Origin of the sequence: Rhizobium sp. AB2/73, from assembly GCF_020871915.1 — a bacterium.
Taxonomy (GTDB): Bacteria; Pseudomonadota; Alphaproteobacteria; order Rhizobiales; family Rhizobiaceae; genus Rhizobium; species Rhizobium dioscoreae.
Map to the genome: position 1 here is coordinate 1,258,836 of NZ_CP067071.1, position 11,898 is coordinate 1,270,733.

At 60.5% G+C, this 11,898-nt stretch carries 13 protein-coding genes; 5 read left to right on the top strand and 8 right to left on the bottom strand.

Annotated elements, in window-relative coordinates; translation table 11 throughout:
* Positions 1 to 62: 62 nt before the first annotated feature.
* A complete protein-coding gene (locus tag I8E17_RS06330; protein ID WP_219510908.1) occupies positions 63 to 446 on the bottom strand; it encodes a VOC family protein in 384 nt (127 codons plus the stop codon).
* Positions 447 to 514: 68 nt separating this feature from the next.
* Positions 515 to 1,414, bottom strand: coding sequence for an AraC family transcriptional regulator (locus tag I8E17_RS06335; RefSeq protein ID WP_219510906.1), 900 nt, complete (start codon positions 1,412 to 1,414; stop codon positions 515 to 517).
* 136 nt (positions 1,415 to 1,550) lie between these two features.
* Between I8E17_RS06335 and I8E17_RS06340 the strand changes: the two genes are divergently transcribed.
* The gene (locus tag I8E17_RS06340; RefSeq protein ID WP_219510904.1) at positions 1,551 to 2,312 is read left to right on the top strand and encodes an SDR family oxidoreductase; all 762 of its coding nucleotides are present in this window, start codon (positions 1,551 to 1,553) and stop codon (positions 2,310 to 2,312) included.
* A gap of 209 nt (positions 2,313 to 2,521) precedes the next feature.
* On the opposite strand, the gene I8E17_RS06345 is transcribed toward I8E17_RS06340, so the two are convergent.
* Positions 2,522 to 3,376 carry a LysR family transcriptional regulator gene (locus I8E17_RS06345; protein WP_219510902.1) on the bottom strand — a complete coding sequence of 285 codons (855 nt, stop codon included), beginning with the start codon at positions 3,374 to 3,376 and terminating at the stop codon, positions 2,522 to 2,524.
* 97 nt (positions 3,377 to 3,473) lie between these two features.
* On the opposite strand from I8E17_RS06345, the gene I8E17_RS06350 reads away from it, so the two are divergent.
* Positions 3,474 to 4,127: a glutathione binding-like protein gene (locus I8E17_RS06350; RefSeq protein ID WP_219510900.1), complete on the top strand. Its 654-nt coding sequence runs from the start codon at positions 3,474 to 3,476 to the stop codon at positions 4,125 to 4,127.
* Positions 4,128 to 4,369: 242 nt separating this feature from the next.
* Here I8E17_RS06350 and I8E17_RS06355 read toward each other — a convergent pair whose 3' ends face one another.
* On the bottom strand, positions 4,370 to 4,756 hold the full coding sequence (locus I8E17_RS06355; protein ID WP_229002089.1) for a helix-turn-helix domain-containing protein: 387 nt from the start codon (positions 4,754 to 4,756) through the stop codon (positions 4,370 to 4,372).
* A 126-nt stretch (positions 4,757 to 4,882) separates the two neighbouring features.
* Here I8E17_RS06355 and I8E17_RS06360 point away from each other — a divergent pair, with 126 nt between their 5' ends.
* Positions 4,883 to 5,470 carry a glutathione S-transferase C-terminal domain-containing protein gene (locus tag I8E17_RS06360; RefSeq protein WP_219510898.1) on the top strand — a complete coding sequence of 196 codons (588 nt, stop codon included), beginning with the start codon at positions 4,883 to 4,885 and terminating at the stop codon, positions 5,468 to 5,470.
* A 117-nt stretch (positions 5,471 to 5,587) separates the two neighbouring features.
* Here the strand turns inward: I8E17_RS06360 and I8E17_RS06365 are convergent, their stop codons facing one another.
* The gene (locus I8E17_RS06365) at positions 5,588 to 6,313 is read right to left on the bottom strand and encodes an NAD(P)H-binding protein (RefSeq protein WP_219510895.1); all 726 of its coding nucleotides are present in this window, start codon (positions 6,311 to 6,313) and stop codon (positions 5,588 to 5,590) included.
* A 47-nt stretch (positions 6,314 to 6,360) separates the two neighbouring features.
* Positions 6,361 to 7,239, bottom strand: a complete 879-nt coding sequence (locus tag I8E17_RS06370) for an SDR family oxidoreductase (protein WP_219510892.1) — start codon at positions 7,237 to 7,239, stop codon at positions 6,361 to 6,363.
* Between the two features lie 697 nt (positions 7,240 to 7,936).
* Between I8E17_RS06370 and I8E17_RS06375 the strand changes: the two genes are divergently transcribed.
* Complete coding sequence (locus I8E17_RS06375; protein ID WP_219510886.1) at positions 7,937 to 9,730, top strand: FAD-binding oxidoreductase; 1,794 nt, start codon at positions 7,937 to 7,939, stop codon at positions 9,728 to 9,730.
* Positions 9,731 to 9,781: 51 nt separating this feature from the next.
* Here I8E17_RS06375 and I8E17_RS06380 read toward each other — a convergent pair whose 3' ends face one another.
* Entirely contained in the window at positions 9,782 to 10,189 is a 408-nt protein-coding gene (locus tag I8E17_RS06380; protein WP_219510882.1) for a GFA family protein, read from the bottom strand.
* A 344-nt stretch (positions 10,190 to 10,533) separates the two neighbouring features.
* Positions 10,534 to 11,145 (bottom strand): dihydrofolate reductase family protein, encoded by a 612-nt coding sequence (locus tag I8E17_RS06385; protein WP_219510880.1) that lies wholly within the window; start codon positions 11,143 to 11,145, stop codon positions 10,534 to 10,536.
* A 259-nt stretch (positions 11,146 to 11,404) separates the two neighbouring features.
* On the opposite strand from I8E17_RS06385, the gene I8E17_RS06390 reads away from it, so the two are divergent.
* The gene (locus I8E17_RS06390; RefSeq protein WP_307777803.1) at positions 11,405 to 11,821 is read left to right on the top strand and encodes a helix-turn-helix domain-containing protein; all 417 of its coding nucleotides are present in this window, start codon (positions 11,405 to 11,407) and stop codon (positions 11,819 to 11,821) included.
* Positions 11,822 to 11,898 lie beyond the last annotated feature (77 nt).

Here is an 11,898-nt window from a genome sequence, read left to right on the forward strand (position 1 = left end):
GGCAATGGCTGGGCGCGCAAGGGCGCAAACGACTGCCCGACGCGGCGTATCCGACGAACTCGTCAGCCGGACGAGGCCGTATCGTGATCGACATATTCAACCACCGTCCCGTCCGGGTGACGAAAACGGGTCTTGCGGCCCACTGGCGTTTTCTGAATCGGCTCCAACTGCTCGCTTCCGGCGTCGGCAAGGACTGCGATGACGGACTCGAGGCGATCGACCTTGATCGTCAGTCGGGTCGCCTCGAAGGGTGCGCGTCGTTCCGGCGTACCGGAGATGATCAGCACGGAAAGCCTGTCGGACGATACCGAGGCTAGTTCGAGTCCGGTGTCCGGATAGGTGAAGCGCATCGTCACCTGGCCTGACAGCAAGGCAGTGTAGAAGTCGATCGTCCGATCAAACGCATCGGGATCGACGAAGATGCGGGTGAAGGTTTCGATAATCATCTATCCATCCTGAATAGGCTCGGACAGGACCGAGTAAGGCGAGCGGACCATATTCCGCCGACCCATTTTCATGCCCATTGCGGCAAGCCCTTCGTGATGCTGGCATCGCGTTTCGGTGGCCTGCCGAACATTCGGGCGTATTCCCGGCTGAATTGCGAAGGGCTCTCGTACCCCGTCGCGAAGGCCGCGCTTTCTACCTTGGCCCCTTCTGAAAGGATCATTCGCCGCGCTTCCAGCAGCCTGAGCTGTTTTTGGTATTGCAGCGGCGTCATGGAAGTGACTGCCTTGAACTGACGATGAAAGGCCGAGGGGCTGAGATGGACTTCCGCGGCGAGATCGGAAACGCGAAAGGGCGCGTTGAATTCTTCACGCAGCCGATGGATCGTCCGCATGATCGGCGCTGCACGCTCGCGCCCCAGCGTCAGTTCCGCCAGCATCGCACCGTGCGGACCGGATAGCAGCCAATAAGCCAATTCACGACGGATCATCGGTGCGATGAGCGGAATGGCACGCGGATGGTCGAGGAGTCGCAGCAACCGCAACACGCAGTCCTCCACCTGTGGGTCCATCGCCTCCAGGACGAAGGCACCGCGACCCACTTCGACTTGGGACACGGGCGGATCGGGCATCCCGTCATACACCTCGCGCAGGATCGCGGGATCGAATTCGATAACGGCACCGAGAAACGGCGCCTCCGGGCTGGCCTCCGTGATCCGACCAACCGACGGCGTCTCGATATTGATAAGCAGCGCTTGTCCGGCGCGATAGATATGCCGCTTGTCGCCGAAGCTCGTCCATTTGGCGCCCTGCGCAACGACACAGAGGGCTGGGCGAGAGATTATGTGTTTCGGCTGATCCTCATGATCCGCCCGCAGGAGGATAAGGCCCTCGATCTGTGTCATCCACGGATTCCCGCCGGGATGGCGCGAGGTATAGGCCTCAATGGCCCGGCCGATTTCCGGCATCATGGTAGACCTCCGGTCTTTTTGATCCGTTGCAAATATAGGAGGCAAGGCACAATCAGGCAAGAAAGTGCTGATAATCGGCATTCGATTACGATCTAAGCACGATTATATGGCAGAAAATCCTCGAAGGGAGAGCCCTATGACCGAACATGCAAAGATCGCGGTGATCACCGGCGGCAGCCGCGGGCTTGGCCGCAACACGGCGTTGAACCTCGCCAGGCGTGGCGTGGACGTGGTCTTCACCTATCGCCAGAACCGGGACGAGGCCGAGGAGGTCGTTTCCCTGATCGAAGCGCAAGGGGGCCGCGCCGTCGCGTTGCGGCTCGACGTTGGCGAGACCGGGACATTCGATGCTTTTCTGGACGCGCTGAAGACGGCGTTGGCCGGGCTCGACGCCGATCGCTTCGACTTCCTGGTGAACAATGCCGGGACATCGAGCGGCATGAGCTTCCTGAACGCGGAGGAGGAGGAGTTCGACGCCCTTTATAGGGTTCATGTCAAAGGCCCGTTCTTCCTGACACTGAAGCTCCTGCCGCTGATGAACGATGGGGGGCGCATCGTGAATATCTCATCGGGCCTGACCCGGATCGTCATGGCGAACCGCGCCGCCTACGGCACGATGAAGGCGGCGGTTGAGGCGATGACGAAGTACATGGCCTTCGAGCTCGGCCCGCGCCGGATCACCGTTAACGTCGTTGCTCCGGGGGCCATCGCGACAGATTTCAGCGGCGGTGTCGTGCGCGACAATCCCGAGGTCAACAAAGCCGTCGCGAACATGACCGCGCTTGGTCGCGCAGGCGTGCCGGATGACATCGGCCCGATGATCGCGTCGCTGCTGTCGGAGGACAATCGCTGGGTCAACGCGCAACGGATCGAGGTTTCCGGCGGCATGGCGATCTGAGGAACGGCATGGAGAATGTCGGCTGTCCTCAAGCGGATGCCTCAGGGTGGAACCACCTTCAGCATAAAGCATCGCGGTGAAACAATACCAAGTAGGGTCGCGCCGAGCAGCGGGCGACCGGCTTCAGATCAGTCGGCTGCGGGCCTTGATCGGAATCCGAGAGTACGTTCCCGCTTGGACGCCGTGGTCAAGTAAGCCTTCTAAGTGCCTCACGTGTGACTGTCGGCGAAGGCCGCGACGAGATGATCCATGACGGCGCGAACTGTGGGGGCGCGGCGTACGTCGGCGTGGACTGACATCCAGAGGGGACGCGGTGGCGGCTCCGGTTCGACTTCGAGACGGATCAGTCCGGGCTCAGGGTCGCCGAGAAAGCAGGGTAGCAGCGCGGCCCCGACGCTTGCTCGCGCCCCTTGCGCCTGCGTCACCACATCGTTGGACTTGAGCGCGAAGGGTCGGCCGGCCGAAAAGGCGTTCAGCCATTTCTGTTGCGGAATATCGCTAAGCGAGTCCTCGAAACCAATGAATGTCCAGCTTTCCCGTGGCCGATCGGCGAGCCCGGGCGCACCGTAAAGCCCAAGCCGCAATTCCCCAATTTTCCGCACCACACGTCCCGGCAGATTGGGCCGGACAAAACCGATTGCGATATCGGCTTCGCCTCGCTCCAGCGACGCGATCATAGACGTCGCCGACAGCACCACACGGATGCCCGGGTGTTCGTCGGCAAGGGCCGGTAAGCTCGGCGCTATGACGAAGGCAGCAAGAGCGGGCAGTGCGCTAACGGTCACACTGCCAGAAAGGCCGCCCAAGTGACCGCGCACATGGCGAACAATGGCCGCCGCGTCATCCTCCATTATTCCCGCGGCCGCGGCAAGCGCGGCGCCGTCCTCGGTCAGGCGTGTCGATCGCGGCAGACGGACCATCAGCTTGCATCCGATAGCTGCTTCCAGGCGGGCGACGCGGCGGCCCACTGTGGCGTGATCGACGCCAAGCTCGCTCGCGGCCGCCGTCAGCGAGCCGAGCCGCGCAGCGGCTAGAAAATATCGAAGATCTTGCCAGTCGAACATGGGTGCAGTTTTGCACGCTTTACTCTTGTAATCACGCGTTTTCGCTTGGTTCGGATCATCATAGTCTTGCGATTTGAAACAACGACGGAGACGCGTCATGATCCTCTTTCATGCTCCCGGCGCCAGCTCCCAGGCGGCGCACATCCTGCTTAGGGAAGCCGGGCTTCCCTTCGCCCTCGAACGCGTCGATCTTTCAACGCATCAATGGTCGGGCGGCGGCGACTATCGGAAACTGAATCCGAAGGCCTATGTGCCGGCGTTGAAGCTCGATGATGGCAACCTTCTGACCGAATGTGCTGTGATCCTTGAGTTCATTGCCGATCAGGCTCCGGCGAAAAACCTGATCCCGCCGGCCGGGACGAGAGAGCGGTACCGCGTGCTGGAGTGGCTGGCCTTCATTGCCACCGAATTGCACAAGAATTTCATTACGCCGGAGCGGCACGGTGGGGTGGCCGCGAACTTCCTGTCGAAGACGGAGGAGGGGCAGGCGCAAACCCGCCTCCACGTATCGCCACGCCTGGCCTATGTCGACCGACAGCTGGAGGGACGTGACTATCTCGGGGGCAGCATATTCACCGCACCGGATGCTTATTTGTTTACGATGTTGACCTGGGCAGGCCGCTTATCGCTTGATCTCTCGTCGTGGCCGAACCTTTCAGCATTCTTCAATCGTATCAGAAGCCGTCCAGCGGTTGAGGCGGTGCTGCGTGTCGAAGGGCCGCCGCACGCGCTGCTGGAGGCCAACAAATGAGTTGGGTGGATATGTCTGCTTCCGACGACGTCATAGGGATCGCGCAGACCGACGTTGCTGTGGAGCAACCTCGTCGTCCGCGATGGAGTGCCGGACCCGAGATACCACGCCGCGGTCCAGCGGCTGGGCGGTTAACGTATCGCCTGCCGACCGACGCGTAACGAGGTGAAGCAGTGATCTTGAACGTGGAATCCGCGAACGCTGCGACGCCGAATTTTTGATGCCGGGGATACAGCCAGTCGCTACACGTGGGGAGTGTCCGGGTGGCTCAAATCATAATTCCGACGGTGATCGTGGATTGTGGCGAGATTTGTCCGCGCCCAGCGTGCCAATTGGCGGACAGGCTCGGACAAGGAGCAACCGAGCTCCGTTAGTGCATAGTCCACCTGCGGTGGCGTTGTCGGCCGGACGCTGCGCGCGACAAGCCCGTCTCGTTCGAGGATTTTCAGGGTTCGAGTCAGCATCTGTTGCGAGATACCGTTCACCTCTCGCTTGAGATCGTTGAAGCGGCGCGATCGATCGCGCAGGGCGATCACCACCTGCACCGTCCATTTGTCGCCAACGCGGCTGAGTATTTCACCCACCGTCCGGCAGTCCGGGGTCACCGTGTTGTCCGCGGGCATATCCATATGACCTGGTCCCAAAAAAATGCGTTCTTGGCGGCGAGATCGTGGTCTCATATCCTGCTCTGGTCAATTTTATTGACTTGCGGTCGAGCATGAGAGTCTCGGCCGGTCAGATGGGACGTGCATGATATGAAGCTATTCTACCAGCCGGGGGCATGCAGCCTGGCAAACCACATCGCGCTGCGCGAGGCAGGGCTGAACTTTGAGCTTTCTCGAGTATCACGCGGCGACAAGCGAACCGAAGACGGGCGCGATTTCCGGTCGATCAATCCGAAAGGCTATGTTCCCGCCCTGGAGCTCTCCGATGGCACGGTCCTAACCGAGAATCTCGCCATCCAGGTGTATGTGGCGGAACGTTCGGGACGGCTCTTAGCGAAGGAAGGGTCGGCGCGCTGGCGCGCGCTGGAAGCTCTCGCTTTCATGACGAGCGAAATCCACGGCAACTTCAAGCCGATCTTCGCCGGAGCGGAGCTCCCTGCGAAGGAGCAGGCTGAAACCTTGCTGGTCAGGCACTTCACCTTGCTCGATGGCCAGCTCGGAGACCGCCCGTTCCTGATCGGCGAAGAGATGACGATTGCCGACTGCTACCTGTTCGTCATGCTCTTCTGGGCGGACATGAAAGGCATAACGATCTCGGATCGGCTAGCCGCCTATCGCGAATGGTTACGGGGGCTGCCCTCAGTCGGCGCAGCCCTGGCGGCCGAAGCGCTGGCCTGAGATCGTCCCGCCGTTGGCAAACATCCGGCTAACTGCTGACGCACGTTCTGACACTTCGAGGCACGATCGGCAAACAAGTGGACGTCGGTTCATTGCGGCGAGGCCAGCTGCGCGAGATCAACTCGCAAATCGGCTTCGGCCGACGACATCCGGAGAAGGGCAGGTCAAGACGCCCCGCCGTAGCGCTTTGCCGAGCTTGCCCGGCAAAGGAATCGGCAAAATTATGCGTTGCTGGTGCTCTTGAACTTTCCAATCCCGCGCGCATTCACGAATTGTGCGGATTCGAGGGCCAGCCATTGTGACATAACCGTTGTGCGGCTCACCCTCTGCCAAATCGGCGATGGTGCGTGCGACCTCGAGAACGGCCACAGGCTGCACCTTTCCTTCAGGCAGCGGAATCAGGCCCACGGCGCCCAGCCGCGAGAAGGTCTGCGCAAGCATTTCGTCAAATTGTGTTGAGCGCAGGATTGTCCAGGGACACCCGCCGCGCTCTGCCTCCAGCTCTTGCTCGCGCTTCGTTCGAAAATAGCAGAGAGGCATTTCAGCGCTGCCAACTACTGAGACGCATAGGTGGTGCTTAATGTTCGTGCGGCGGGCGGCTTCGGCGAGCCGTCGTGTACCGCCCGCCAGAACTGCAGCAGCGTTTCTGGTGGAATCGTTGGCTGCGTTGATGACGATATCACACCCCGAGATGCTCTCCTCCAGACCCGCTCCGGTATCCAGATCGACGCTGTACTGAGAAGAACGACGACTGAGGGAGCGCACGTTGTGGCCACGTACCCTCAGTTCCTTGACCAAGCGGCTCCCAAGAAGGCCTGTGCCGCCAATTACCGCTATCTCCATTGGGTCGCCTCCGTCCCGGGCTATATTCGAGCTCTCGATCCTTCTGATCAGGCCACCGCCTCGGCAAATGCGCCCGCGTGTTTCTTTGCGAACTCCGCAAAGTGCGTGGGTTGGACGCCGAATTTCTGATGCGCCGCAATCAGCACCTTGGCGACAGGGTTCTTCAGGCGCTCCTCGGTCTGCTCGTCGAGCGCGTCAACGAATCCTTTCGGCAGCCCCCTGGCCAGCAAAGCCCGACGCCGCTCTTCGGGGGTGATGCTGACATATTTCACCGGCTTCCCGATGGCGGCGGAAATGCGTGCAGCAATTTCGTCCATCGTCAGGGCTTCGGGACCGGTCATGTCGAGGCTTTCCCCCTCGTGACCACCGTCTCGAAGCAAGCGGTACGCGATCCTGGCGACGTCCTCGGCGTCGATCGGGGATAGCGATATACCCGCAAACGGAAGGCGCAGCGTACCGGTCGCAATAACGTCCGGCGCCTCGCGCAGATACACCTGCATGAACTGGCTTGGGCGCAGGTGGGTCCAGGCGGGGCCCGACGCTTCGAGGTAATCCTCTATGTCTTCATGCATCCGCGTGAAGCGGAACTTGGTAGGGTCGAACCCGGGCTCGGCCCCGGAGAACTTTACAACGTGTCGCACGCCGGCGGCCTTGCAGGCGTCAATGAAGTTGCATTGCGTTTCGACCATGTCGGGCGCTGCGCCCGAGATCATGAGCACGCGCTCGATGCCATCGAGCGCCGTGCCGAGGGTGTCAGGCTGACGCATGTCGCCTACGACAAGATCGACGCCCGGGAGGTTTCCGAGGCCGGCAGCATTGGCTTTTGCAGGGTTCCGCACGAGCGCCCGCACCGGCGTCCCCATTCGAGCAAATTCGCGAACCGCAAGCTGCCCGCTCATTCCAGTGGCGCCTGTTACCAGCAGCATCGATTATCCTTTCTCTGGGTTGTTGGCGTGCCTACCGGCACACCAGTCACCCCGAAGAGACGATCCGAAGCTCAGAAAGGATTCGGCGTGTCGCGACACGCTCCCATGCGGGAGGGGGGCGTCTCTGCTGCGAGAATGGGCTCAGTTGGACACTCCTGCGGGGGCAAAAAATCGGGGCGATGGAAAAATGTTCGCCAGCTAGAATCCTTTTCCGCTGCTCCATCGTCACTGGCTTGATTGACATGCGGAGCAACGCGGCGTGCTCGGCTCCAATCAGTATGGGGTGCCGATGACGAATAGAACGATATTGCCCAACTCTGCGGCGCCCTCGGCGAAGCGTGATGACGGTAGATGCGCGAGCCATTGCTAGCATCTCCGATCGACCCGTTTGCCGCGGCAATCTACTTGCTAGGTGGAAAATGGACGCTACGCGTGGCTGCCGTTCTTCTCGCCGGGCCGTTGCGCTTCACCGATATCAGGAGCGCGCTACCCGGCCTCAGCGCCAACGCTTTGACAAAGCGCCTGCGGTTCCTGGAGTCAGCCTGCGTCGTTCAGGTCGAGTGGCAGGGTGGAATCCCATTGTATGGGCTTAGCGCTTGGGGATCAGAACTCTCCACGCCAATCTTCGCTATCAAGGATTGGAGCCGCTCCAAAGCGCGACCGAGGGATGTTTCTTCGTCAAGCGAGGATGAGCTGAATGACGCGTGAGCGCTCCCACAACGGATGCAGCCGACGGAAAGTTCTCAAAAATTCCCTGGGGGTCAGTCTAGGGTTGGCGTGCGGGCCGAAGGTCTTCGCCAGCTCGCTTCTCAATTCCTCGAACTTTGCGCAACCAGGTGCGAGCTCCTGGCCCAACGCCGTTCAGTGGGCCGCTTTGCATCGACAGGTTGCCGGCCATCTTTCGCAGGTGCGATCACCGCTGATCGCGGCGCGCACAGCGCGCGATGCAGCGTCGACCGACGCGCTTTTCGAGAATCTGCGAAACCCGTACTATATCGGAGATGATCCCGCCCTTACCCAAAGCCTGGGGTGGACCGACGCATGGACGTCACAGCCGAGCGCTTACGCCATTGAGGCAACGTCTGCGCGCGACGTCGCGGTCGGGGTGTTGTTCGCGCGTGCTCATAACCTCCGGCTGGTCGTGAAGGGCGGTGGACACAGCTACGTAGGGGCGTCGAACGCTCCAGACTCGCTGCTTATATGGACGAGGAAGATGGACAGCGTCGTGATGCACGATGCCTTCGTTGGAGTCGGTGCCGTCGAAGGCACCGTTCCCGTCCCGGCAGTGTCAGTCGGCGCAGGAGCGATATGGGGCCGAATCTACGACGCGGTGACCACCCGTGGAGGACGTTACGTCCAGGGCGGCGGGTGTCTGACGGTCGGGGTCGCAGGATTTGTGCTGGGGGGCGGCTTCGGCAGCTTCTCCAAGCGTTACGGGACGGGGGCTTCGAACCTCCTGGAGGCCGAAGTGGTCACGGCGGATGGGCGGATCCTTATCGCCAACGCTCATCAGCATCAGGATTTGCTGTGGGCGCTCAAGGGGGGTGGTGGGGGCACGTTCGGCATTATGACGCGCGTCACGATGCGTACGCACGATCTGCCGAGCACATTGGGCGTTGTCATGCTCGATGTGCAGGCGAAATCGCGCGGCGCTTGGCGCCACCTCGTCGAACGCATGATCGCCTTCTACGCGGCATCGCTGTGCAACCCGGACTGGGGCGAGCAGATCGGTTTCAGCCAGCGTCGCCTTACCGTGAGGATGCTTTTTGCCGGGCTGACAACGGAACAGGCTCAGGAAATTTGGAGGCCCTTCATCGACTACCTTCGGTCGAACGATTCCGACTTCGAGATGCACGAGCCGATGATTGCCGCTTTCCCCGCGCGGCAGATGTGGAATCCGGGCTTCCTCGGTACTCTTCCCGGCATCATCCTCAAAGACAGCCGGCCGGGGGCAAGGGAGGGAGACGCCTACTGGGCACAGAATCTCGCGGAAACGGGATGGGTGATCAGCGGATACCATTCCAGCTGGCTTCCTTCGTCACTCCTTGGCGCCGGCGCTCGCGAGGCGCTGGTCTCGGCGCTAGTGGAGGCGTCCGAGCGCTGGGGTGTCGATCTACACTTCAACAAGGGGATGGCCGGCGGCGAGCCGCACGCGCGGGCAGCGTGCAGAGCAACCGCGACGAATCCACGGATGGTGGATGCATTCGCGCTCGCGATCGTTGCCGGAGGGCAGGCCCCGGCCTATCCGGGCGTCCCCGGACATGAACCTGACGTCGCTGCCGGTCGACGCGATGCCGGTTTGATGCGGCAGGCCTTCGCGCCGCTAGAGGCGATCAGCGGCCCGCCGGCATCTTACGTCTCTGAGACGGACTATTTTCATCGGCACTGGCAAGAGGCGTTCTGGGGGAAGAATTACCCGCGCCTCCTTGCCATCAAGAGGCGCTACGATCCATCGGGCTTATTCAAGGTCCATCATGGCGTGGGCAGCTGACGTGAATGCGCGCCACGTTCCCCCTGTTAACTCACGCCAGGACAGAACTGATCAAAGATGCCGTACCTCCTGCGGCCGTTCTCCCCATTTATCGTGGAGGCCATCGTAGAAAGTGATCGGTGCCGCCATGAGTTCATCGACGTCGACGGCCTCGAGGCAGGCGATATTCACATTGAGATATTCATGACCCGACATGTTGGGCATTCCAATGCGCTGGAACGGGCGGATCCCGCACCGCTTGCAGAATGGATGCTCGGCGACCGGATTGGGCCCTCGGAAGACGGTCATCATCTCGAGGGGAGAGATTAAGCGCAGATCGCTGGGCAATACATCCACCGACCAGAATCTGCTCTTTGCACATATAGAGCAATTACATTTATGCGTTCCAGCCGCAATATCGGCCATCACCTCGAAGTTCACGTCGCCGCAATGGCATTTGCCCGTGTATAGTCGTTTCATTGTTATCGTCCCGGTGCTGATCTAGCGTGCTTTAGACTTTCGATCGTCATGAGCGCTGCGATCGAAAGAGCTTTCCTCCTGCCGCTTGTCGACAAGTTGTGATATATTCCGGTCGAGCATCTGCTCGGAGCGTAACAGGGTTCGTTCGGTGAGCTCTGCGAATGTAGCGTGCACTGTGTTCGATCATGTTCAGTGTCCCCCTGGAGATCACCGGCACTCGTTCGGTTGCTGGCGAGCTGCGTCGACGCGCCATTGACCCCAGGAAGACGATCCGAAACTCACAAAAGATTCACGTCATGCCGAATTTTCGTAACGGCCTCCGAGCATGTGACCGACTAGGAGGTTCAATTTTCTGAGGGAGCCGGCCGAGAAGAAGTTGGGACATAGCGGTTGGCAACGATGCCGCACGCATATGCTTTCGACCCTGCCAACCTCAAGTCGCGAGAGCCTGACTGCTGAAAGATATTTTGCCCGGTCCCGAGAGCCGCCGGGTTGATGAAGAACTGGTACTCATCAACCAAACCATGGGCGATCAGCGCGGAGGCAAATCCATGGCCTCCGAACACGGCTATATTGCCCTCACCACTACGCTTTAAGGCATCGACCTCGCGCGGTAGATCGCCATGGACAACTGTCGTTCTTTCCCAGCGAGAATGGTCAAGCTTTCCGCTCAAAACGACCTTTGGGACGTCCGTGATCTTCTTTGCGAACGCGTAGAACGGATCTTGGGGATAGCGCTCGGCAGCTTTTGCCCAATGGTTGATATAGCCCTCTTCGGCCATCTTGCGGCTCAGTAGAATCGTTCCGATTGCCTCGAAGAAGGTATTAAAATCCTTCTTCAAATCTGCATCCCATGGGCAGTCGCTCACCCAGTCCCAGACTTGCCAAGGATGTTGGCCATCGCCGCCCACGAATCCGTCGACTGACATCTGCATTTGAAGAACGAGTTTTCTCATTGCGTGCCTCCTGATGACAGGCCCGTTCACGGGGGAGCGCCGGCCTTTCGTCGAACTCTCCATTCGAATCCATTCGTCTCGCGCCGGCGCTCATCGCTGCTGTCTTGCCAGGTTCCGGCCACGTGCTTGCGCTCGTCCACACGAATTCATGTGGCCCGCGTGCTCGCCAGATTCCTGTCGGTGATCGCGCCTGCAGACGGAATCATTGACACTGACCGTCTATGATTGCAATAGTAAATCGATTTAAAAATGGAAGCATATGATGTCCACCAAGGCGCGGTCTGGTTGTCCGATCAACCTGTCCCTTGAGCTGTTTGGCGATCGCTGGACGCTCCTGATCGTGCGCGACCTCGCGTTCGGCGGCAAAAAGCACTTCAGGCAGCTTCTTCAATCTGACGAAGGGATTTCGTCCCGCACGCTCTCAGAGCGCCTGCAGACGCTGCAGGAAGAGGGGATCGTCACCCGCCATGACGACCCGGCGCACAAGCTCAAAGTGGTCTACCGCCTCACCGAAGCGGGCATGGATCTGCTGCCAGTTCTGATCGAATTTGGCGTCTGGGGTGGCAAGCATCGCAAGGCCGACGACCAACTCGCCCGGTTCGCGAGGCAGTTAAAGGCAGGAGGAGGTGAACTCATCGAGCGCAAGAAGGACGAACTGCGGACCGGACAGGCCTGACCCTGTCCTCGTCGGGTCGCGCGAGAAGCGCCGCCCACGAAAAAACTCGCACCAGCGAATCCTTTCGCCTGTCTCCC